The 22,295-nt window shown below is 47.9% G+C and carries 22 protein-coding genes; 10 read left to right on the plus strand and 12 right to left on the minus strand.

The window, feature by feature from the left end; translation table 11 throughout:
- The first annotated feature begins 157 nt into the window (after positions 1-157).
- The 3 genes from AB7D94_RS05955 (at position 158) to AB7D94_RS05965 (ending at position 2,808) form a co-directional block, all read left to right on the plus strand.
- The gene (locus AB7D94_RS05955) at positions 158-586 is read left to right on the plus strand and encodes a hypothetical protein (protein WP_420264820.1); all 429 of its coding nucleotides are present in this window, start codon (positions 158-160) and stop codon (positions 584-586) included.
- Positions 587-882: 296 nt separating this feature from the next.
- Positions 883-2,043, plus strand: coding sequence for an NAD(P)/FAD-dependent oxidoreductase (locus AB7D94_RS05960; protein WP_420264821.1), 1,161 nt, complete (start codon positions 883-885; stop codon positions 2,041-2,043).
- A gap of 48 nt (positions 2,044-2,091) precedes the next feature.
- On the plus strand, positions 2,092-2,808 hold the full coding sequence (locus tag AB7D94_RS05965; RefSeq protein WP_420264822.1) for a DUF1641 domain-containing protein: 717 nt from the start codon (positions 2,092-2,094) through the stop codon (positions 2,806-2,808).
- 143 nt (positions 2,809-2,951) lie between these two features.
- Here AB7D94_RS05965 and AB7D94_RS05970 read toward each other — a convergent pair whose 3' ends face one another.
- Genes AB7D94_RS05970 through AB7D94_RS05990 form a run of 5 tightly spaced genes read right to left on the minus strand, consistent with a single transcriptional unit; the run spans position 2,952 to position 6,525 of the window.
- Positions 2,952-3,359 (minus strand): bacteriohemerythrin, encoded by a 408-nt coding sequence (locus AB7D94_RS05970; RefSeq protein WP_420264823.1) that lies wholly within the window; start codon positions 3,357-3,359, stop codon positions 2,952-2,954.
- Positions 3,360-3,374: 15 nt separating this feature from the next.
- Positions 3,375-4,745, minus strand: coding sequence for an HD domain-containing phosphohydrolase (locus AB7D94_RS05975; protein WP_420264824.1), 1,371 nt, complete (start codon positions 4,743-4,745; stop codon positions 3,375-3,377).
- A 47-nt stretch (positions 4,746-4,792) separates the two neighbouring features.
- On the minus strand, positions 4,793-5,251 hold the full coding sequence (locus AB7D94_RS05980) for an N-acetyltransferase (RefSeq protein WP_420264825.1): 459 nt from the start codon (positions 5,249-5,251) through the stop codon (positions 4,793-4,795).
- Positions 5,205-5,780 carry a 2-oxoacid:acceptor oxidoreductase family protein gene (locus AB7D94_RS05985; RefSeq protein WP_420264826.1) on the minus strand — a complete coding sequence of 192 codons (576 nt, stop codon included), beginning with the start codon at positions 5,778-5,780 and terminating at the stop codon, positions 5,205-5,207. The genes AB7D94_RS05980 and AB7D94_RS05985 overlap by 47 nt, the downstream gene beginning before the upstream one ends.
- A gap of 4 nt (positions 5,781-5,784) precedes the next feature.
- Positions 5,785-6,525, minus strand: coding sequence for a thiamine pyrophosphate-dependent enzyme (locus tag AB7D94_RS05990; protein WP_420264827.1), 741 nt, complete (start codon positions 6,523-6,525; stop codon positions 5,785-5,787).
- 251 nt (positions 6,526-6,776) lie between these two features.
- On the opposite strand from AB7D94_RS05990, the gene AB7D94_RS05995 reads away from it, so the two are divergent.
- The 6 genes from AB7D94_RS05995 (at position 6,777) to AB7D94_RS06020 (ending at position 11,175) form a co-directional block, all read left to right on the plus strand.
- A complete protein-coding gene (locus AB7D94_RS05995; protein WP_420264828.1) occupies positions 6,777-7,019 on the plus strand; it encodes a hypothetical protein in 243 nt (80 codons plus the stop codon).
- Positions 7,016-7,468: a type II toxin-antitoxin system VapC family toxin gene (locus AB7D94_RS06000; RefSeq protein ID WP_420264829.1), complete on the plus strand. Its 453-nt coding sequence runs from the start codon at positions 7,016-7,018 to the stop codon at positions 7,466-7,468. The genes AB7D94_RS05995 and AB7D94_RS06000 overlap by 4 nt, the downstream gene beginning before the upstream one ends.
- Before the next feature lie 171 nt (positions 7,469-7,639).
- A complete protein-coding gene (locus AB7D94_RS06005) occupies positions 7,640-8,896 on the plus strand; it encodes a sensor histidine kinase (RefSeq protein WP_420264830.1) in 1,257 nt (418 codons plus the stop codon).
- 1 nt (position 8,897) lies between these two features.
- Positions 8,898-10,232: a sigma-54-dependent transcriptional regulator gene (locus AB7D94_RS06010; RefSeq protein ID WP_420264831.1), complete on the plus strand. Its 1,335-nt coding sequence runs from the start codon at positions 8,898-8,900 to the stop codon at positions 10,230-10,232.
- A gap of 152 nt (positions 10,233-10,384) precedes the next feature.
- Positions 10,385-10,672 (plus strand): hypothetical protein, encoded by a 288-nt coding sequence (locus AB7D94_RS06015; protein ID WP_420264832.1) that lies wholly within the window; start codon positions 10,385-10,387, stop codon positions 10,670-10,672.
- A gap of 38 nt (positions 10,673-10,710) precedes the next feature.
- Complete coding sequence (locus AB7D94_RS06020; protein ID WP_420264833.1) at positions 10,711-11,175, plus strand: MamS/MamX family magnetosome protein; 465 nt, start codon at positions 10,711-10,713, stop codon at positions 11,173-11,175.
- A 185-nt stretch (positions 11,176-11,360) separates the two neighbouring features.
- Here the strand turns inward: AB7D94_RS06020 and AB7D94_RS06025 are convergent, their stop codons facing one another.
- The 5 genes from AB7D94_RS06025 to AB7D94_RS06045 form a co-directional block, all read right to left on the minus strand.
- Positions 11,361-11,567, minus strand: a complete 207-nt coding sequence (locus AB7D94_RS06025; RefSeq protein WP_420264834.1) for a hypothetical protein — start codon at positions 11,565-11,567, stop codon at positions 11,361-11,363.
- Positions 11,568-11,879: 312 nt separating this feature from the next.
- Positions 11,880-13,133, minus strand: a complete 1,254-nt coding sequence (locus tag AB7D94_RS06030; protein WP_420264835.1) for a M16 family metallopeptidase — start codon at positions 13,131-13,133, stop codon at positions 11,880-11,882.
- A 138-nt stretch (positions 13,134-13,271) separates the two neighbouring features.
- Positions 13,272-15,419, minus strand: coding sequence for a polyribonucleotide nucleotidyltransferase (gene pnp, locus AB7D94_RS06035; RefSeq protein WP_420264848.1), 2,148 nt, complete (start codon positions 15,417-15,419; stop codon positions 13,272-13,274).
- An 8-nt stretch (positions 15,420-15,427) separates the two neighbouring features.
- A complete protein-coding gene (gene rpsO, locus AB7D94_RS06040) occupies positions 15,428-15,697 on the minus strand; it encodes a 30S ribosomal protein S15 (protein ID WP_420264836.1) in 270 nt (89 codons plus the stop codon).
- Positions 15,698-15,849: 152 nt separating this feature from the next.
- Positions 15,850-17,391, minus strand: a complete 1,542-nt coding sequence (locus AB7D94_RS06045) for an ArnT family glycosyltransferase (RefSeq protein ID WP_420264837.1) — start codon at positions 17,389-17,391, stop codon at positions 15,850-15,852.
- Positions 17,392-17,455: 64 nt separating this feature from the next.
- Between AB7D94_RS06045 and AB7D94_RS06050 the strand changes: the two genes are divergently transcribed.
- Positions 17,456-18,889 carry a glycosyltransferase gene (locus AB7D94_RS06050; RefSeq protein ID WP_420264838.1) on the plus strand — a complete coding sequence of 478 codons (1,434 nt, stop codon included), beginning with the start codon at positions 17,456-17,458 and terminating at the stop codon, positions 18,887-18,889.
- Positions 18,890-18,897: 8 nt separating this feature from the next.
- Here AB7D94_RS06050 and AB7D94_RS06055 read toward each other — a convergent pair whose 3' ends face one another.
- Both AB7D94_RS06055 and AB7D94_RS06060 read right to left on the minus strand, forming a co-directional pair.
- The gene (locus AB7D94_RS06055) at positions 18,898-20,838 is read right to left on the minus strand and encodes an aconitate hydratase (protein WP_420264839.1); all 1,941 of its coding nucleotides are present in this window, start codon (positions 20,836-20,838) and stop codon (positions 18,898-18,900) included.
- A 49-nt stretch (positions 20,839-20,887) separates the two neighbouring features.
- Complete coding sequence (locus tag AB7D94_RS06060; RefSeq protein WP_420264840.1) at positions 20,888-22,264, minus strand: glucose-6-phosphate isomerase; 1,377 nt, start codon at positions 22,262-22,264, stop codon at positions 20,888-20,890.
- Between the last annotated feature and the right edge of the window lie 31 nt (positions 22,265-22,295).

Consider the following 22,295-nt stretch of genomic DNA (forward strand, 5'->3'; position numbering starts at 1 on the left):
TGCACACTCACAGGCGCACGATTCCGGACAAGCCGGAATGACAAAAATAAGGGAGGCAATTTCTAATGCGATTGCCCTGCCATGCCGTTGTTTACATTGTCCGGCCATTCATATTATAATCCTCGTATTATAATCCTCATAAAAAGCGGAGGTATTGATGAGAAAGTTTCCTGCGGCGGTGTTTCCACCCGCATTGTCATCTGCGCCTATCTTACTTGCACCTGCATTCTTGTCATTATTCTTGTCATTGGTGTCACCCGCTTTGGCTGATAATGCGCCATCAAGGGAGAGCTGGATAGGGCAGATGGTGGTGGTTATGCCGGGTGTTGTCTGTGCGGAGGGTCAATATTTCAGAAAATGTTTCAATCTTGACCGTATCGGCTGCAATAGTGAGGCAGAGAGTGCCGTCAAGGTGTGCGCGGCGAGGTATGCCACTGAAATGCCGACGGCCTTATCGCCAAAAGATGGCCAGCAATGGGGCAGTAAAATAAGCGAGTGTGCCTATGATGTGTTTGAATCGAATCTTCAGAAGGCGGGGAAGAAAGTTGACTCCGATGACTGTAAAGACCCGGCCAAATGGCAATAATATATGAGGCTTTGCGTCTTGATTGATCTGAAACCAGCAATGGCGCTGGTGGTAGTGAGCGGGAAAATAATTTCACTCAATATTTCCACTTTGCTATGACATACTTTTACTTTGTTGTGACATACCGTAATAATTCACTTGACATTAACACCTGCGTTTGATTTAAATAGGACAGGTCCGGCAGGCGTATATGGCTGCGGTAGTTGGTGCTTATACAGTGCCGCCGCCCGTGCTGTTGGGACGAGGCAGCCGGTATATTACATACCCTCTAAATAACTAAAAGCGAGGTAGACGAAATGAAACGTATCGTAGTAATTGGGGGCGGGAGTGGGGGAGTGATGTTTTCCAATCGTATGAGAAACGCATTCACGCCGGATGAGGTTGAGATTACGGTGATTGAAAGAAGCGAGAAGCATTTTTATCAACCGGCCTTCACGCTGGTGGTTTTCGACCTGGACGACCCTGTAAATCTTATGAGGCCGGTAAAGGACCTGTTCTTTGATGGAATCAACCTGATACAAGACGAGGCCACAAAGATTGACGCCGCAAATAACAAGGTATCCACGGTCAAGAGCGGGGACCTATCGTATGATTATCTGGTCATAGCAACGGGTGCCAAGCTGATTTTCGACGAAGAGCCTGAGGGTTTGAAAGAGGGTCTTGACAAGGGGTCTAACGTATTTACTTTCTATAAACTCGACGGGGCAATAAAACTTCGCGACGCCCTGAAGAACCTTGACGGCGGCACGATTGTCGCATCCGTGTGTTCGATGCCCATAAAGTGCCCGGCCGCTCCGATGAAGTTCATCATGATGGCCGAGGATATGATGAGACAGCGGGGCATAAGGAATAAGTTCAAATTTGTATTTACGACGCCGATGCCGGCGGTATTCAGCAGAGAGCCGTATGCGTCGAAGTTGAATTCTATATTTGCGTCGAGGGGAATTGAGACGGTGGCGAACTTTAACCCATCCGAGGTGGATTACGAAAAGGGCATCTTAAAGGATTTCGGGAAAAAAGAGGTAAGGTTTGACACGCTCACTATAACTCCGCCACATGGTGGTGAGGCGGTAATAGAGAATTCCGAAGGTGTGGGCGATGCCGCTGGTTGGGTAACGTGTGACAAAAACCTGATGGTGAGCAAGAAATACAGTAATGTCTATGGCATAGGCGACGCAACAGACTTCCCTACGTCGAAGACGGCCTCAGGCATAAGGAAGCAGGCAAAGGTACTGGTAGCGCGTCTCGCGGCGGATATTACTGGCATCCCCACGAAGGCCGCGTATGATGGGGAGATCATCTGCCCTATGCTGACAAGAAACAAACGCGTTATGTTTGCGCAATTCAATTATACTGATCCTATTTCGCCAGCAATTGAAAGTTATGCCAATTGGGTCCTCAAAGTCCACATGCTCAGGCCGCTTTACTGGAATCTCATGTTGAACGGGTTAGTTTAACCTGACGCGTTAGTTTAACCTATGAAAAACATTTTTGAGGAGTGAGAGATGGCAAAGAAGACAACACCAACAAATGGCACAGCCGCCTCAGCAAGCGAGCAGATGGCCATGCAGATGGACGAGCTATACGGGAAATATAAGATACTTGAGAATTTCGCCGGCGACGTCATGCCGGGCATAGAGAAGGCGATTAGGGAGATAAACTCGACCATAAACGACCTAAGGATAAGGTTTGAGAGGGACGAGACCCTTCAGCTCCTAAAGAGTATAGGCGACAACATCCCGACATTTGTGGAGTTATTAAAGGTCATGAAGGCCTTCAAGGGGTTTGCCGAGGATGTCTTCCCTGCCTCAGACAAGATGGTGAAGGAACTCACGCCGGCTATAAATACCCTTAGATATGCCTACGAGAAAGACGAAACGCTGGAATTGTTGCAGAAAACCGGCGACAGCATCCCGATTTTTATCAAACTGATAGACTTTTTGATGGTGTTTGATAAGAGCGGGGATCTTGACTTTACGCTGAAGACCGCGTTTTCAAAAGAGACGGAATTTATGATAAAAGGCATGGAGAAGTGCGCGGTTCGCACGATGCAGCAGCTTATAGAGAATCCTCTTAAGCCGGGCTTAAAGAGCATATTCGCGGCCTTAAAGGATCCTGAGGTACAGAAGGGATTTGTCCTGATGACCACCTTCGCGAGAAATATGCCCCAGTGCATGTTAGAGACTGTCGAGGAAGGCGGCGCAAAGATCAAAAAGAAGTAGAAGCGGCAACCAACAGGCCTGATTCCAGCGAAGGCGGGAACCAGGCCTTTTTTTAAAGCCTTTTAATACAGGTCTTTAATACAGGTCAAGGAGGGTTACCCTCCTTGCGGGAGTTTGAGGGCAGCGCCCTCAATGTATTAAATTCAGTGTATGCCTTTTTCCTTAAGAAACGGGGAGTATTTCTTGTCGGTTCCCATGATATGTTTAGTCAGCCATTCCTTCAGAAAATTCAGCATGGCGAGGTCAACCATAGCCTTTCCTTCTTTGAATTGTTTTTGAAAATCCATGACCTTCTTTGTCAGTTCGTCGTGCTCGTGTTTATGTGCGGCGAACCACGGATACAAATGTTTGTCCATCAACTTCTCTTCGGCGGCAAAATGGTATCTGGTATAATCTATCAACTCTCCTATTACCGGCTCGATTACGCTGTTGCCCTTTTTTGCTGATACGGCGTCAAAAAGGCCGTTGAGGAGTTTTACTATTTTCTTGTGATGGTCGTCAAATTCCCCAATTTGTACGCTGAGGCTGCTATTCCATGTTATTAGTGGCATAAAAACCCTCCTTTCTTACATTTTAAAATCTTTCTCAAAAACACTGAGACACGCCTCCACAACATCGGGGTCGTAGAGAACCCCCTTTTTATCTGAAATTTCCCCAAGCGCCATATCCAGGCCCAGGGAAGGGCGATATGGCCTGATTGACGACATAGCCTCCACAACATCTGCCACATTTAATACTCTTGCCTCCACGAGAATGTTCTTACCGTTAAGGCCGAGCGGGTAGCCCGAGCCGTTATATTTTTCGTGGTGCTGCAAGACAATATCTGCCAGAGGAAACGTAAAATCAATCTTTCTCAACAATTCATAGCCGACCATGGAGTGAGTTTTTATAAGGGCACGCTCAATCTCGGTTAGTCCTGCTGGTTTTATAAGTATTTCGGCTGGAATGTGCATCTTACCGATGTCATGGAGCATGGCTGCTATTTTAATTTTAAATATAATGTCCTCGGACAGGTGCATTTCTGCCACAATCGCTTCGGAAAGACTGGCCACACGCCGCTCGTGGTTGGCCGTAAAAGAATCTATATCCGTAATGGTAAGAAGAGCGGCCTCGACCGCGCCTACAAGCATTCTCCGGGTTTTTTCATAGCGGTCTCTTAGTGGCGAGACATCTCTGACAGTGGCAAGTGTATACCGCTTATCATTATAGTTCACGGTAGAGACAGACAATTCAGCGGCAAATGCCTGCCCGTCTTTTCGCAGTGCAACCATTTCCACAGTCCTTCCCGCAACCGCGGCCTGAGCAAAGATAGCCATTGCATGGCCGCCACGGGGCGGCGCCCCCAGGAGATCGTGTATGCACATCTGTGCCGCCTCTTCCTCCGTGTAACCGAAGAGGCGTTGCGCGCCATTATTCCAAAAAAATACCTTGCCAGAATCGTCAGCCATTATTATAGCATCTATCATAGAGGCGCTTATTTGCGTGAAAAGTTCGTTATTTTTCAGCCGTTTGTCCTCTGTTTGTCTGCGCTTTAGCATAGTTAATATCTTATAAATCGAGTCGAACAAATCATCCTTGTCTATTGGTTTTTTTACATAGGCGTCAACCCTGAGTTCAATGGCCTTTATCAGGTATGAGACATCGGTAAACGCAGACGTTATTATTACCGTGGTGTCCGGTGAGATTTGCCTGATTTTTTTTGTCATCTCGATGCCGTCCATAAGTGGCATTCTAACGTCTGTAATGACAATATCAGGTGTCTTGGCCATGAAAACCGATAGTCCTTCCGCCCCGTCCATTGCGGTTAAGACCGTCTTAAAACGCCGCGCAAGAAATCTCAGGAGGCCCTCTCTTACCTTATCGTCGTCCTCGACGTATAGAATAGAGACATCAATTAAGGCGCTCATATCTTCTTTATTTTCAGACATTTTTAACATTAATAATCACCGCTAAGGCGTGTCCGTCTCTTATATCTTCTTTATTTTCAGACATTTTTAACGTTAATAATCACCGCCTGTTCGTCACAGTCCGGGAATTTAGGACAGCGGATGCAATCCCCCCATATTTTATGGGGCAGCAACGCCTTATCTATCTCTGCAAAGCCTAATCGAATAAAAAACTCCTTGACATACGTCAGTGCGAACACCCGACCTACCCCCATATTCAAGGCCTCCGTCTTGCAGCAGTCAATAAGCCGACGGCCAATGCCCTGCTTTTGGGCTGCAGCTCTTACGACCAGAGATTTTATCTCCGCCAAATCTTCCCACAGGACATGCAGTGCACACGCCGCGACGATCTCATCAGTCTCACAAACATAATAATCCCTGACATTCTCATACAGTTCGTTTAATGACCGCGGCAACATCAACCCATTGGAGGCATATTCGTTTATAAGTTTATGTACATGCGCGATGTCCGAACAAATCGCCTTTCTGATTTTCAACTGTCTCGTATCCCTTTAATATAGCGCGTTTGTTAATGGACAGGGCCTGAAGCATACACTCGGACACATCGCCTTCAATGGCGCTGAGCAGGTCTTCCTTTTCCAATATACCGGTAATGGCCGCCGCCGCCCCGAGCATTATCATGTTTGCCGCTTTGGTGTTGCCAAGTTCTCTGGCCATGGCGGTGACATTAATGCCAATGGCGCCTTTATACACACTGCTGTTGCAGGATATCAGCGATGAGTCATAAAGCAGATAGCCGTCTTTATTGAGGCGCGGAGCAAATTTTATTAAAGACGCCTCTGTAAACACCACGAGTATATCCGCATATTTAAACACGGGCGAACCTATTCGCTCGTCGGAGATTACGACGGCGCAATTAGCTGTACCGCAGCGCATCTCGGCGCCATAGGAGGGGAACCATGTTACCTCCTTGCCATCCATCATTGCGGCGCTGGCTATTACTTTTCCCATAAAAAGTATACCTTGGCCGCCTGAGCCTCCTATTAAAATCCTCTTTTCCATCATTTGACTACCTGTACAAGTCTTTAATTATGCCATTTTTATAGACGGTCATCATCTCGTTTTTTATCCATTTCATGGAATCCGTAGGTGTGTAATGCCAGTCTGTGGGGCATGGCGACAGAATTTCAAGAAAACTGAACCCTCTTTTTTCGATCTGGTTTTCAAAGACCCTTTTTACCAGCATCCTCGTGGCGAGGACGTTTTTTATATCATTCAGCGAGGTGCGCGCCACAAAGACCGCCCCGTCTATGGTTGCAATGAGTTCTGAGACCTTTAGTGGGAAGCCCTCGTTCTTGCTGGACTTGCCCTTAGGGGATGTGGTTGTCTGCTGTTTGAGGATCGTTGTGGGGGCCATCTGCCCGCCTGTCATGCCGTATGTGGCGTTGTTGATAAAAAAAATCGAGAGATTATCACCCCTATTTGCGCAGTGAATTATCTCTGCCGTCCCAATTGCGGCCAAATCCCCGTCACCCTGATATGAGAACACTATGGCGTCCGGGTGAACCCTCTTAAGGGCGGTAGCGACGGCTGGGGGACGACCGTGGGCGCACTCTATGACATCGAAATTAAAATAATCGTAGGCGAACACAGCGCAGCCTACCGGGGCTATCCCTATGACACGCTCTCTGATGCCAAGCTCGTCTATGACCTCGGCTATCATCCTGTGTACGATGCTGTGCCCACATCCGGGACAAAACCGAAACGGCGTTTCCTTAAGGCTTTCTGGCCGTGTAAATATTTTTTTCATTCCCAAATCCTCAACCGCGCAAAACACGCTCAACCCGATTATAACATATTATTATTACGTTTAGCAGTTAATTTATAAAAATATGTGTGAGATGGCGTATTTGGGTGAAACTCGTCGGGCGTCCGGGAACTACGAAGCCATTGACTTCCTGTTGTGGGGATGGTAGGATAAGAGTATCAAATAGTAACTTAATCTAAAGCTATGAGACAAAGTTTATCGCAGACCAAAGTCAAGTCAAAGTGGGGGTAAGTATGGTGAAAATTATTATGGCCAGGTTTATGGGCGGTCAGATTGAACTTTTGGAAAAATCGGAAATCCCAGAGGGAGCAGAGCTAACGGTTACTTTTGAGGAAAAGGCGAAAGAAGAAATTGAACCACGGAAAGGAAAGTGGGCGCAACTATCTGAAGAAATCAGCTCGCAAGGTAATTTAACGGGGAAATCTGAAGAAATTAATAAATTCGTTAAAGAGTTTAGGGATAATTTTAGCTTGTGAAGAAATATCTACTGGATACTAATATTATTTCTTATTTAGACGATCCACAATCTCCTTTTCAGAAAGCGATTGTTAATCGGCTTTCATGTCTTGGTAGTGATGATGCCGTTTATATATCTATTTTGTCACTTTATGAGTTTCAATATAGTATTTTTCGTTCTGCGCCGGAAATGAAGCCAAGAATTACACAAACAATAAATATGTTTGTTGAACGGCTTCCTATTATAAATTTAAGTGCGGAGAGTGCTCAGATTTTTGGTAATGTAAAGAGTATGTATAAAGAAAATATCGGGATTGGCAGGAAGGAGCTGGATCGGCATAACATAGATTTTATCCTGGCGGCTTCAGCTATCACCAAAAAGGCTGTTATGGTGAGCAACGATAGTATTTTTGAAAAAATAAAGGGAATTTATCCTGATTTCCAATTTGAAAATTGGACGCAACTTTAAAAAACACGTATTGCCACCCCGCATGAGTTTATCAACCATACCGCGCCCCTCTTTTTTTAAGTGACCACCTCAGACAGCAAAAACATCAGCCATCTACGCCTGTATATACTACTCCACGCTTGCTGTTGCACATATCCTGAAGCTATTATAGTAAAATAATCTATAGCGACGATGAGATTTCACGTACCATTAAATCGAAGGTTTGCAGTTATTGCGATATTGGCTGCCTTTACTGCCCTATCGGGTTTTAGCGCTGTCTCTACGTATGAGATAGCAAAACGCTCATCTGAGGAAACTCTCAAATCAACGGCCTATTTTATTGGAATTACCCTTGACCAGGCCCTCAACCGCACAGGGCTTGACGGTGGATTGATTGCCGAAATTATGAAAAAACAGTTGTGGGAAACCATAGCCTACGTTGTCCTCTTTGATCGTGAAGGAAGAATTGTATTGCACTCAAACCCCAGGCTGATAGGACAAAGCGGCAAAGAACCGTTTATTGAGGGCATTATCTCAAGCGGAACCCCCGGCTCTGCCTATGTTACCCTAAAGACAGGAGAGCTGGTTTATGTGATGAACATACCGGTACACATTCATACTATGACACCCATGGTGCTTTCCATAGCGCTTCACACATATCCGGCGATGGAGGCAGTTAGAAGCGCGCATCTTCATCTGCTTATCCTTCTTATAATCAACGCCGCGATGTGGTGTCTGGTCATTGCGATTTTATATTATCTTAAAAAGATGGATGAACTGCAAACGAAGGTACGTGAGAAGGAGCGGTTTGTGGCCTTAGGTGAGATGGCCGCCGTCCTTGCCCATGAAATTAGAACTCCACTAAGCGCGATTAAGGGATTTGCCCAGTACATTCGGGAAGGACATAAGGAAAACGATAAAACAGCAGAAGGCCTCGATGTCATAGTAAACGAATCAAGACGCCTTGAGTGTCTCACAAGCGACCTGCTCGTTTACGCAAGACCACCCGAACTTAAAATCCAGCCCCAATCTCTCCGGTATCTAATAGATGAGGCCATCGGGGTAGTTGACCTTTGTGATGGGATGGCAGTCGAAAAAAATATTTCCCTCGCAAATGATATAATAAACACGGACGGGGAGAAATTAAAGCAAATTCTGATAAATATAATATCCAATGCAGCAGATTCTGAAACTGGTACAATATGTATAACCGCAGAGGAAGGTAAAAAAGTGATCACCATTACGATAACGGACAGGGGTAAGGGAATGGACGCCTTAGCTTTACAAAAAGCATGGAAACCATTCTTTACGACGAAGGTGAGGGGTACGGGGCTTGGGCTGCCGATAGCCGCGAACCTGGTTTCTGCCCTAGGCGGGGTAATCTCAATAGAAAGCTGGATTGATCAAGGGACTTCAGTTACTATAGCGCTGCCAGTTGGAGAGGCTTAACGTGAGCAAGAATAATTATAGAGTTCTGATAGTAGATGATGAGGACTCCATCCGGCTGCTACTTATGAGGATACTTGAGGGCGATGGATATACAATTAAAACCGCGTCAAACGGCAGAGACGCCCTGTCGGTATGTGAACACTACATGCCCCATCTTATTTTATTAGACCTTAAAATGCCTCAGATGGATGGGATAGCGTTTATTGAGGAGTTCAGACGCAGGGAGTTATTGTCTCATGAGACGGACTTCATTGTGCTGACGGCGTACGGTACTATGGATACGGCGGTAAAGGCGATGAGGCTTGGGGCGATGGATTTTATCTCAAAACCCTTACACGACCCCGATGTGCTTAGATTTGCTGCGGCAAAGGCATATAACAGGAGACGCCTGCTTATAGAGAATGAGGCCCTAAAAGGTGAACAACTCAGAGGGCTTCCTCCTATGGAGATAATTTTCGCAGGGATAGAGAATATTTTAGACGAAGTGATGGCCGTCTCAGGGACAAACTCGACGGTGCTTCTAACTGGTGAAACCGGTACCGGCAAGACTCTGATAGCACGGGTGGTACATGCCCTAAGCAAACGAACTGGTCCGTTTATTGAGCTAAACTGCGCGGCCATACCAGAGAACCTTATGGAGAGCGAAATATTCGGTTATGAAAAAGGTGCGTTTACGGGGGCTGTTGCGGCAAAGAGGGGGAAGTTTGAGCTTGCCTCAGGTGGCAGCATTTTTCTTGATGAGGTCTCAGAGATGTCTCATGCCATTCAGGCGAAGTTCCTGAAGGTTCTTGAAGGGGGTGCGGTAGAAAGGTTGGGTAGCACGGTTACACAAAAAGTCGACGCTCGCGTTATATGCGCTTCGAACAGGGACCTGCAAAAAGAGGTTATTGAGAGAACATTCAGGAATGACCTCTACTTTCGATTAAACGTGTTCCCGATAAATATACCGCCTCTGAGGACAAGAAAATCCCATTTCGCACAATTGTGCCGCTACCTTACCGCTTCTATATCGAAAAGAATAGGAAAGAATGTCGTAGACATATCAGAGGCAGCAATCGAAACGCTGATGTCGTACGATTGGCCGGGCAACATGAGAGAGCTTCAAAACATACTTGAACGCCTGATAATAATATCAAAAGATGGCATCATCGACCCATCAAAGGCCATTCATGGGCAGCCTGATGCCAAAGACACATTGAAACTGAGTGAAATCGAACGCCGTGCTATAGAAGCCGCGCTCAATCGCGCGGGCGGCAGCAGAAAAGATGCCGCCGCAGTGCTGGGCATATCCCTGAGAAACCTCCAGTACAAGATAAAGGAGTACGGCCTGATATAGCCCCAGTAGGTGCAACCTTTGCGCGCGTTCACGCAAAATCTGCATCATATCGATTATTAAATATCATAAGTCTGCGATATTTCAGCCTTTTATCTCCGGCACAACAATTGCAATATCACGGTTATAAATAAGCCAAAAGGAGGTGACAGACAATGAAGAAGGTGATTATGATAATATTAACCCTGACGCTCGCCATAGGCGTTGCGTATGCGGCGGATTTTACCACATACACAACAGACGAACTGCTTGGCATGAGGGGCACGATGTACAATGCCACGATAGAACAGAGAAACGCGTTACACACTGAACTTACCAAGAGGGTTGAGCAGATGACGCCGGAGCAGAAACAGGCATTTGCAAGCAGACCGGCATTTGCAGGCAGAGGTATGGGAAGAGGCATGGGCAGAGGTATGGGAAATTGCCCTTACAGGCCAAATTAACAGACGCTTAAAATGGAAAGAAAAAGAGGGTGCACGATATGCGGCGAGATAATCTTAAACGCCGCATATCGTGCCTGACTGCGGGGGAATATACGATGCCGGGATATATAGTGGTCACGGTCATGTTTTTATTTGTGTTGGTACCAAGTGTGTGGGCGGATGACGACGGCGGATATGACGTAAACACCGAGGTAACGCTTACGGGTGTTGTTACAGAAGCAGATGAGGCGATGATGGGGCCTTATGTTTTTACTATGGTTGCAGAGGACAAGACTTATAAGGTGCTAACCGGCCCGTGGTGGTATTTGAAACAAATTGGACTTGCCGTAAGGGTTGGTATGAAAGTGGAAGTTACAGGCTCGAAATTTTACAACAGAAAAGGGGTATTATACATCGCCGCTTATTCCATTACTGAAGATTCAAAAACCTATCAATTCAGAGATAGAAACTCTCAAATGCCCCTGTGGCACGGACATGGCAACGGCAGACATAGGCAATCCTAACAAATCCCTTTCAGGGCACTCAGAGAGGCTGGCCCGAGCACGGTTATCACCTTTTGTGCCGGGTGTAAGAAACCGTCTATGATGTCATGGATATGGGCTAATTTTACCTTGTCTATGCCCCTTATGATTGCCTGGGGCGGGTAGTGTCTCCCGTAGTATATCTCCTGCCTGGCTTTGCAACTTGACTACTTATCATTACTGTGATGTCTTGCGATCAGTTCCCGAATGGCCGGTACCAGATCGTTCGGAACTTCCATTACGGTTAAAACATGTTTATCAAAGACTGCTTCGTCTTCGGCAACGGCTTCTTCCTCAGTCTGTTGTTCGTAATGCGCAAGCACACCACGGACTCTTTTTTCATCCCAGCCTGGTGGAAATCCGGGTTGTTTCAATTTCTTCTCCTCCTGCTGCGTCGTCTGTAAGCAAACAAAGGCTTGCCTTTTAATTCATAGGCCGTAATTACAAAAATACCTGCCTGATCAGAAACATATATAACACGAAGATACCGCCCTGATTGAGTCTGGCCGATAGCAACTCGCGAGCCTTCACGCCCAAGGCGATCCTCCCCAGGTCTGCTTAAAACTTCTGTTACCTCATTTTCACCAACATCATGCTTGTATATGTGTGGCAATCCAGACTCTGCGTCGGTATAGTACCGAATAATCACTGTTATTTTTTTCCCATAAACAAATCCTAATGCAACCCTAACAAATCCCTTTCAGGGCACTCAGAGAGGCTGGCCCGAGCACGGTTATCACCTTTTGTGCCGGGTGTAAGAAACCGTCTATGATGTCATGGATATGGGCTAATTTTACCTTGTCTATGCCCCTTATGATTGCCTGGGGCGGGTAGTGTCTTCCATAGTATATCTCCTGCCTGGCTATGTTTTGCATCCTGCCAGAGGAGGACTCCATGTTCAGCAAGATGTTGCCCTTTAACTGGCTCTTGGCCCTTTGGAGTTCCTTCTCTGTCAATGTGTCTTTCAGGGATTTGATCTCGTTTAAAATCGTTTCTATGACTTCCACGTATTTCTTTTTCCCCGTTGCCGCAAACACGCCAAACACCCCTGTGTCGTGGTATGACGACAAGAATGAGTATATTGTATAGGCAAGGCCACGGTTTTCCCTGATCTCCTGAAAGAGCCGCGAGCTTACGCCGGAGCCGACTATTGTATTTAGCAATAAAAATGGATAGCGCAGCATACTGTCCTGCTTCACACCCCTTACCCCTATACACAAATGCACCTCGGAGAGGTCTTTTTTATGTACCCTGACACTGCTTTTAAACTGTGTGGGCGGTTCCTCTTTGATTATTACCGTCTCTTTGGACGAAGTTTTCTGAAATCCCAATTTTTCGTTAAATGACTTCAATATCGCCTCGTAGTCAACATTCCCGGCGGCGGAGATAACAATATCGTTTGTCCCGTAGTGGTTGTCCATATGTCTTACGAGGTCGCCCCGCGTCAGGAGGTTTACCGAGTCCTGAGTTCCCAGTATGTTCATGCCGAGTCCGTCTTTTCCCCATATGTCTTCGTAAAACAGGTCGTGAATGTACTCGTCCGGGGTGTCTTCAACCATCTTTATCTCTTCTCCGATTATCTCCTGCTCCTTTTTTATATCCTCTTCCATTAGCAGCGAATTAAGATATATATCAGAGAGTATGTCTATGCCCTGCGAGGTGAAATCCTTCAGGAGTTTTACATAAAAAGTGGTGTTTTCTCTGGATGTGAAGGCGTTAATATCGCCGCCCATTGAGTCTATCTCTATGGCAATGTCCTTTTGAGTACGATTTTTCGTGCCCTTAAAAAGCATATGCTCGACAAAATGGGATATCCCGTTTTTCTCCAACTGCTCGTATCTCGCGCCAACCTTAACCCATATACCCATTGATACAGAGCGCACGCCTGTCATCCGCTCCATTACTACCGGAATGCCGTTATCTAAAAAGCCTTTTTTCAATAGTCGCCCCTCTTAACCTTAACCCGCGAATTCCGCTTAACAAAAAAAGGGATAATAGCTTATCCCTTTATCTTTACTTGCCCTGCCACGAGCCGGAACTTCTTAAGCCCCGGCCTAAGCTTCTGCCTACGTTTTTGCCTAAGCTTCTGATTGCTTAGCCGCGTCTTTCATTGCCTCTTTCCGGCTCAGCTTTATCTTTCCGGCCCTGTCTATCTCAATGACCTTTACCATGACCTCATCGTCCTCTTTGAGTTCGTCGGTTACCTTGTTGACGCGCTTGTCAGAGATTTGCGATATGTGTAAAAGCCCATCCGTACCGGGGAGAATCTCTACGAACGCCCCGAAGTCCATTATCTTCTTTACCTTGCCCTTGTATATGCGCCCTATCTGCGCGTCTTCGACGATGCCTTCCACGATTGCCCTCGCCTTTGCCAACGAGGCCTCATCGCTTGAGGCTATGGTCACAATACCTTCGTCGTTTATGTCTATCTTCACGCCCGTCTGCTCAATGATTCCCTTGATTACCTTGCCGCCTGAGCCGATTACGTCTTTTATCTTGTCAGCCCTTATCTTCATCTGGAATATTCTGGGGGCGTTTTTAGACAACTCCGCACGCGGCTCTGAGATTGCCTCACCTATCTTGCCCAGTATATGCAGTCTGCCGAGCCTTGCCTTTTCAAGCGCTCCCACCATTACCTCACGGCTGACGCCTTTTATCTTTACGTCCATCTGAAAGGCGGTTATGCCCTCCTTAGTGCCGGATACCTTGAAATCCATATCTCCGAAGTGGTCCTCAAGACCTAAAATGTCAGTCAGCACTACTACCTTTTCGCCTTCCTTAATAAGGCCCATCGCTATACCGGCAACTGGCGCCTTTATCGGCACACCGGCATCCATCAGGGCAAGCGTTGCCCCGCACACCGAGGCCATTGACGACGACCCATTGGACTCCAGTATGTCAGACACAATGCGTATCGTATATGGAAACACATCCGCGCCCGGCAGGACTGATTTTATTGAGCGCTCCGCCAGTGCCCCGTGTCCTATTTCTCTTCTGCCAGGGGATCTCAGGGGTTTCACCTCTCCTACGCTGAATGGCGGGAAGTTATAGTGAAGCATGAATGACCTGTATGTGTCGCCGTCAAGCGAATCCACCCGCTGCTCGTCATGCGAAGTCCCCAGGGTTACGGCCACGAGGGCCTGCGTCTCGCCCCTTACGAAGAGCGCTGAGCCGTGTGCCCTTGGGAGCAGGTTCAGGTGACAGTCTATCTTTCTGATTTCGTCCGCCCCTCTGCCGTCCGCCCTTATGCCGTCGTTCATGATTGATGTCCTTACGAGGTCCTGCTCAAGGTGCTCAAACAATTTCGCAATTTCTCTGGCATTGGCCTCCGGGTCTGAGGCAGTCAACTGTTTCACGGCCTCTTCAAGGATGCCGTCAAGGGTCTTTTGCCTTTTAAGTTTGTCTGGTATTCTTATGGAGTCGCGCATCTTCTCAACGCACAGGTCTTTAACAGACGCGGCAAGCGCCTCGTTTTCTTTGACCTCTGCCACGGCGCGTTTTGGCTTGCCGACCTTTTCTCTTAAGAGATTCTCTGCTCCGATTATTTTTTTAATCTCTTCGTGGGCGCGGTCTATTGCCGTAATAAGCACATCTTCGGGTACTTCAAGCCCGCCGCCTTCTACCATCGTAACGGCTTCGGCTGTACCGGCAACGACGAGGCTCAGATCAAGCAAGGCCATGTCCTCAAAACATGGGTTGATGACTATCTTTCCAGCCCTTTCAATATCTCCGGCCTCTCCGGAATTTGGGGCATTGGGGGCAAAACGGCCAACCCTGACGGCCGCAACCGCGTCCTCAAACGGTATGTCCGAGATGAGCAACGCCGCTGAAATCGCCGTTATCCCAAGTATATCGGCGATGTTCTCATCGCCATAGGAAAGCACAGAGACCATGCCCTGCGTCTCGGAGTTAAACCCCTTCTTAAAGAGCGGTCTTATAGGCCTGTCAATAAGACGAGAGGTGAGGACTTCTTTTTCTGACAGCCTACCCTCACGCTTTAAAAAACCGCCCGGTATCTTACCGGCCGAGTACGCCTTCTCAATATAATCTATCGTCAGTGGAAAGAAATCCTTTCCCTCGACGGTCGCCTTATTCGCCACGGCGGTTGCAAGAACCATCGTATCGCCATACCTGGCGACGACCGAGCCATCCGCCTGCTTGGCTAAAAGCCCTGTCTCCAATATCAGATTCTTTTCGCTTATTATGACTTCTGTAGATGTCAATATTCTCTCCTCTATTTTCTGATTCCTAACCGTTCGATTAGCGATTTATAACGTTTTACGTCTGACGTCTTTAAATAGTCGAGGAGCTTCTTTCTCCTTGCAACTATCTTCAAAAGCCCACGCCGCGAATGATGGTCTTTCGTGTGCGTCTTAAAATGCTCCGACAAGTACTTCATCCTGTCGCTTAAGAGGGCTATCTGGACCTCCGGAGAGCCAGTATCCTTCTCATGGATCTTGTAATCCTCAATCATCGTATGCTTAGTCTCTTTTGTTTGAGACACGTTATCACCCCTTTTTTTCAGCTTTTAATGTATGCCTTCTTAATAAAACAGCCGACATCTGGTCAATGATAACACATTCAATACAAATGTGTAAAGAAACCTGTGTAAATTAATTTATTTTACTGTAAGCACCCAAGCTCTCAGCCTCTGGATTAATTTCTCCTTAGTAATTGGCCATCGTACCATGTGCTGTCTAACGTGTAATTTTCCTTCACCCACTGTGGAATTCCAACGGGACTGAGTATATCCAACTCGTTGTCCCGCGTTAAAAATATGAAGGCCGGCCGGTTTTTCAGCAAATCTGCCCTGAGAGAGGCCATCTTCTGCGTGGTTGTCTCTAACATCCCCGGGAAAAACGACATACCAAAGAAAAACAAATATTTCGTCGGTGAAAGCCTTCCCGACTGCAGGTATATATATTTATCATATGAGGGCACCCATATGGTATCGTTGTCTTTGGTGTGTTCTTTTATGTAGAGTGACACCGGATCCTCTGCCACGGTTGACGCTGCGTACTTAGTGAGCATATTGAAGCCTGCCCTTGCCATCGTGTTGTCGAAAATCAGGAGGGATAATATCAAAAAGGCGGCCATCAGGACATCTGACAACATGGGGCGAAACGCGCGCTTGCCATTAAACGCCATCCATGCCGCACCGCAGGCCGCCGTCATTATAAAGCCCGGCATTACCTGAATATAGTAATGGTTGTAGTGGTGGTTTTGAATGTTTACGGCAAGCAGGCTCAGGATAAACCAAAAGGGGAGTACCAGCGGGACATATCTGTACTTCCGCAAAAAAGATTTTTGAAACACGCTTATAACGCCCAGCACAAAAAACACATTCACCGTCCTGATAAACCAGACCAGGGTTGAAAACGCGTGAATACTAAGGGCTACTTTCTGTGAAATGGGACTCTGGTAAGACGTCTCATGGGTTGAAAATGTGAGATTAAAATATATTACGTCAAGCCAGAGTGTCAAAGTCCCCGTAATGGCAAACCAGGCCGCGGCCACCAGCAATGGGATAGCGCCACCAGCGGTAAAAATACTGAGGCGCCTAAGGCCTCCTGACTTACCGGCCTTGCTGAGGAGCAAATAAACTATCCACGGCAGCGCCGACAGTAAAAATGGTTCTTTAGTCAGCACGGAAACAGAAAAAAACACACCTGACAACAGGACTAAAAATGTGTTTTCCCGCCGTACGGCCTCAAGGGAGCAAAGCACACCGAACAGCATGAACACTGAGGCGTATTCCTCTGTAAAATTCCCCATGCTGAACGTCATTGGAGAGTAAAAGTAGACCAAAAAAATTATTGTAAACGTGGTGGCTATCCACGAAGAAACAAAAGTCCTCACGGTGATTATAAAAAACGCTATGGCCGCGCCGACAGCAAACAACCGCTCCATGGCCCTGATTGAGTTAAAAGAGCCATCGCCGAGTTTCAGGGCAAGGGCATTGATGGCAAAGACAACGGGCTGCTTATTTTCCCACACGTCGTGATACAGGAGTTTCCCATGAACAAGGTGATGGGCAATGTTGACAAATATGGCCGAATCAGAAGGCAGCAGCACGCCTGAGGCATAGTTTATGCACCGCCAGCCGACATAAGCGGCAAAAACACACAATGCGGCGTCTATTAACCACAAAACCCTGTCTTTATTGCTTGTGATAACCATAGCCTTAATGCCTGACAATGCAACCTCGCTGTATTGTACCAGATTCTCTCTGAATAAATGTTATAATCATGCTGTCTGAACTATGGATAACCAATTCAATACTTACACGAAAAGGCGTATTGAATACTATGACGCGCAGGCGTGCCGTGCGGACACGCGGCCCGGGCTTGGGAGGTACTATCGCCGCAGAGTTGCAGAGATTTACAGGCATTTGGTTGCCGAGGGCCTTAGAGTTATTGAGCTTGGTTCTGCACAGGGGGGGCTTCTTGCGGCACTGAGGCCGTCCTATGGCCTTGGCATAGACTTCTCAGGGGAGATGGCCAGGCGCGCCCGTGCCAGCTATCCCCATCTTAACTTCATACCGGGCGACGTACATCTTCTTGATATAGAAGAAAAATTTGACGTGGTGATCCTCTCAGACCTGCTCCATGATTTGTGGGATGTCGAGGCGGTGTTTAATCAAATATCAAAAATAGCCGCACCGCACACGAGGATAATTATCAATATATACAGCCGCCTTTGGGAGATGCCCTTAAAGGCGGCCTCGCTGCTTGGGTTGACGCACCCGCGCATAGAGCAAAACTGGCTTACCGTAGAGGATATTGAAAACATGCTCTACCTTCAGGGCTTTGAGGTTATCTCGCGGAGGCGCGAGATACTGTGGCCCCTGCCCGGAGAGTTGTTAAATATGCTCCTCAATCGGGTACTGGTGAAGACATGGCCTATGAGTGAGCTGGCACTGTCGAACTTTATCATCTGCCGCCCTATGCCGCCCAATAAAGACAGCGACAACACACCCCCCACCGTGTCGGTAGTAATCCCGGCCCGAAACGAGGCCGGAAATATTGCCTCTATTTTTGAGAGGACGCCGCAGATGGGAAAATTGACCGAATTAATCTTCGTGGAAGGCCACTCCACTGACAGCACGTATGAGGTTATTGAACGGGAGATAAAAAACCACCCCGGCATAAACGCGAGCCTTTACCGGCAATCAGGCAAGGGCAAGGGCGACGCCGTGCGCCTCGGCTTTGAGAAGGCCGGGGGGGATGTCCTGATGATTCTTGATGCCGACATGACGGTAGCCCCCGAAGACCTCCCGCGATTTTACCACGCCCTATGCTCAGGCAAGGGTGAGTTTATAAACGGCGTGCGCCTTGTTTACTCAATGGAGGACAATGCCATGCGCTTTTTTAATCAGGTTGGAAATAAGTTTTTCAGTCTTGCCTTTTCGTGGCTCCTAGGCCAGCCAATAAAGGATACCCTCTGCGGTACGAAGGTTATCCTAAAAAATGATTATGAGAAAATCGCTTTAAACAGGCCATACTTCGGCGACTTTGACCCCTTTGGCGATTTTGACCTGCTTTTCGGCGCGGCTAAGCTAAATCTGAAGATTGTCGAAATGCCCATCAGGTACAGGCAGCGCCTCTACGGCACAACGAACATTCAACGCTGGAGCCACGGCTGGCTTCTTCTGAAGATGGTAGTATTTGCCGCAAGCCGCGTCAAGTTTGTGTGAATAATTGTTTACAAGGATGTCTTGCTCTTCGTATAAGGAAGCAGTCCTCCAATCAGAATCAATTCCCTCTCGCGCTCATTTAAATTAGAGGCACAGGTAAACTGAAGGCCATTGCTGGCGTTTTCAACGGCACAAGGCTGCCCATTTTTTACCGAGTCCCTTATCCCTTTTATAATTAACCTGTCCCCGACGCTTATTTTTGCGGCAACGGCTGCGTCTTCAAACGTCAGTGGCAATATGCCGAAATTTATCAGATTAGACCTGTGAATGCGGGCAAACGACCTTGCTATAACCGCCTGCACCCCCAGATACATTGGCGCCAGGGCTGCGTGTTCTCTGGAGGAGCCTTGACCGTAGTTTTCCCCCCCTACAATAATGCCACCGCCGTGCGGCCTGGCCTCCTGAGCGCGTTTCACAAATCCGCTGTCTATGTTGGAGAATACGAACTCTGAAATCGCGGGTATATTAGACCTGAACGGGAGCACCTTTGCCCCCGCAGGCATTATATCGTCTGTGGTTATGTTGTCACCAAGTGTTATCAGCACCTCGGCATTAATCTCATCGGCAAGGGGAGATTTAACCGGCACTTCCCTGATGTTCGGCCCTTTAATAATTGCTCCCTTATCTGCTGACGGCGGGATAATCATATTGTCGCAAACGGGGTATTTGTCCGGCTCTTGCGGCGTTGGGATATTGAGCGAGCTGCTTAAGACATCTGAAAATTCACCAGCCACAGCGGCAGCGGCGCATGTTATCGGGCTTGCCAGAAACACTTTGGCGTCTTTTGTCCCCGAGCGCCCCTCGAAATTCCTGTTAAACGTCCTCACAGATACCTGCCCGCTTCCCGGTGCGCCCCCCATTCCAATACACGGGCCGCATGACGACTCAAGCACTCTTGCCCCCGCGGCGGCGAGCTCTCTGAGGCTGCCGTCACTGGCTATCATATCATACACCTGGCGTGAGCCGGGATTTATAAGCAAATTGACCCTCTCTGCCACCGTCTTGCCCCTGAGTATGCCTGCCACGGCGCGCAACGACTGGTACGAAGAGTTCGTACAGCCACCAATGCACACCTGGTCCACCTTTGTCCCCGCAAGCTCCCTCACAGTGGCGACATTGTCGGGGCTGTGCGGCCTTGCGACCATTGGCTCTACGGCAGCAAGGTCAATGTCAATGATGTCGGCATACTTGCTGCCATCATCGGCCTTTAACTCTATCCAGTCTCCCTCCCTGCCCTGCGCCCGCAGAAATTCCTTTGTCCTGTTGTCGCTTGGGAATATCGAGGTAGTTGCGCCAAGCTCCGCCCCCATATTGGTTATCGTCGCCCTTTCTGTTACATCAAGGGAGGCAACGCCCTCGCCTCCGTATTCAAATATGCGCCCCACGCCGCCTTTTACCGTAAGGCGTCTGAGGATTTCTAAAATAACGTCCATCGCGGTAACGTAGGGCCGCCGCAATTGTCCTGATAATTTTATAAGCGTAACCATCGGCATGTTGAGCGCGAAGGGCGCCCCGCCCATCACCACTGCGGCGTCAAGCCCGCCGACCCCTATGGCCAACATGCCAGCGCCTCCGTTTGTCGGTGTGTGGCTGTCTGTCCCAAGGGCAATCTTGCCCGGCACCGCAAAGCGCTCCAGATTCACCTGATGGCAAATACCGTTTCCCGGCCTTGAAAAGTACGCCCCAAAACGCCGTGCCGCGCTCTGTAAGAAGGCATGGTCGTCGGGATTCATATAGTTTGACTGAACCATGTTATGGTCAACATAGGACACGGCCACAGGGACTTTCACCGTGTCTATCCCTATTGCCTCGAACTGCAGCCATGCCATTGTCCCTGTTGCGTCCTGCGTGTATACCTCATCCACCCTCAGCCCGATTGGCTCGCCGGCCTTCATCCCGCCATATACCATGTGTGACTGAATTATCTTCTCTGCTATATTTAACGGCAAAAGACACCTCCTGATAAAATATTGTAATTTCCTGATACCTCCGGCTGCCTTATAACTTCCAGCAGATATTGCCTTTGGCCATGCGCGCAATATCTTCTTTTTGTTTTTGAAACCCGCGTTTGCCCAGCAGACCGAATGTATTGTTTTTCCCAGCTTCTATCCATGGCTGATTAAACGGGTTTACCCCAAAGAGAAAGCCCATAAATGTCGTGCAAATTTGAAAGAACATAAAAAGCTGTCCAACATGGTAGGCGTCCAGCGACGGCATAGTGATAGTCATGTTGGGCTTAGAGGCGTTAGAAAGCGCCAGCTCGGTGGACTTCGCGGCAGCGCCTATAAGGTCATTCAGGCACTGGCCTGACAGTAAACTGAACTCTTCAATTGTTTCAAACACCTTTGGGATGCGGATATTGGAGCCGTAGTCGTCTATGCGAATAAAAATGACGACCTTGTCCTCAGGGCCTTCCATCCAGAGTTGGAGCTGCGAATGCTGATCAGTAGTGCCGACGGCGGGATACGGGGTTATGCCGAGGCCGAGTTTGCCCAGACTTTCCGCCCATAGTTGGCAAAACCATTCAGAAAGGGATTTTAAGCCGTCGGCATAGGGCATCATAACATTGACCGTCCTCTTTTCCTTTACGCACATGAGGTACAATAAAACAGAAAACAGGTATGCCGGATTCTCCCACAGCTCAGCATTAGAGCATTTGGTTAATATGTCCTTAGCGCCAAGCAACAGCTCGTCGGAGTTAATTTCGGCAATCTCCGACAGGAGCAGGCCAGCGGGGCTGAGCACGGAGTAGCGCCCGACAATGGAAGGATGTATGGGCAGAGACATCAGGTTATTTTCCCTGACGATTTGCCTGAGAATCCCGCCCTCTGGATTTGTGGTGATGATAAATCGCCTGGCAGCCTCACTGCCAAGTGCCTTGTTCATATGTTCCCAAAAGATCATAAATGACGCAACGGTCTCGGCGGTGTTACCAGATTTGGAGACTACATTCACGGTTGTCCTGTGAGGGTCAATGATCTCAATAATCGCATCCAGTGTTCGCGGGTCAATGTTGTCGTAAATGAATATCTTAGGATGATTCCTGAAATTGTGCATAGGTTGAAGCGCCTCAAGTATCGCGCGTGGCCCCATGGCAGAGCCGCCAATTCCCAGCAGAAGAAAAAGGTCTGAGTTTTTGACGATGCTGTCGGCAAGCTCCTTGATTTCGGCGGTGTCCTGATTGACCAGATCAATAAAGGCAAGCTCATCCCATTTCCGCTCATGTATTTGGCTATGCGCGATGGCAGTTTTTTCGCGAATTCCTTCTATTTCAACCAAAGACAGGCCCTTATCTCCGATAACCTCTTCAAGCATGTTTCCAAAGTGCATCTCAAGCATACGGGCAAACCCCCTGCGTGGCGCTAAAAATTGCATAGCATTAAGAATATCTGCTCTCGTCTATAAT

This window comes from Candidatus Magnetominusculus dajiuhuensis, assembly GCF_046044395.1.
Taxonomy (GTDB): domain Bacteria; phylum Nitrospirota; class Thermodesulfovibrionia; order Thermodesulfovibrionales; family Magnetobacteriaceae; genus Magnetominusculus; species Magnetominusculus dajiuhuensis.

Coding starts and splice junctions, on each gene's coding strand:
- AB7D94_RS05955 (WP_420264820.1), top strand. CDS start 158: ATGAGAAAGTTTCCTGCGGCGGTGTTTCCACCCGCATTGTCATCTGCG.
- AB7D94_RS05960 (WP_420264821.1), top strand. CDS start 883: ATGAAACGTATCGTAGTAATTGGGGGCGGGAGTGGGGGAGTGATGTTT.
- AB7D94_RS05965 (WP_420264822.1), top strand. CDS start 2,092: ATGGCAAAGAAGACAACACCAACAAATGGCACAGCCGCCTCAGCAAGC.
- AB7D94_RS05970 (WP_420264823.1), bottom strand. CDS start 3,359: ATGCCACTAATAACATGGAATAGCAGCCTCAGCGTACAAATTGGGGAA.
- AB7D94_RS05975 (WP_420264824.1), bottom strand. CDS start 4,745: ATGTTAAAAATGTCTGAAAATAAAGAAGATATGAGCGCCTTAATTGAT.
- AB7D94_RS05985 (WP_420264826.1), bottom strand. CDS start 5,780: ATGATGGAAAAGAGGATTTTAATAGGAGGCTCAGGCGGCCAAGGTATA.
- AB7D94_RS05990 (WP_420264827.1), bottom strand. CDS start 6,525: ATGAAAAAAATATTTACACGGCCAGAAAGCCTTAAGGAAACGCCGTTT.
- AB7D94_RS05995 (WP_420264828.1), top strand. CDS start 6,777: ATGGTGAAAATTATTATGGCCAGGTTTATGGGCGGTCAGATTGAACTT.
- AB7D94_RS06005 (WP_420264830.1), top strand. CDS start 7,640: ATGAGATTTCACGTACCATTAAATCGAAGGTTTGCAGTTATTGCGATA.
- AB7D94_RS06015 (WP_420264832.1), top strand. CDS start 10,385: ATGAAGAAGGTGATTATGATAATATTAACCCTGACGCTCGCCATAGGC.
- AB7D94_RS06020 (WP_420264833.1), top strand. CDS start 10,711: ATGCGGCGAGATAATCTTAAACGCCGCATATCGTGCCTGACTGCGGGG.
- AB7D94_RS06050 (WP_420264838.1), top strand. CDS start 17,456: ATGGATAACCAATTCAATACTTACACGAAAAGGCGTATTGAATACTAT.
- AB7D94_RS06060 (WP_420264840.1), bottom strand. CDS start 22,264: ATGCAATTTTTAGCGCCACGCAGGGGGTTTGCCCGTATGCTTGAGATG.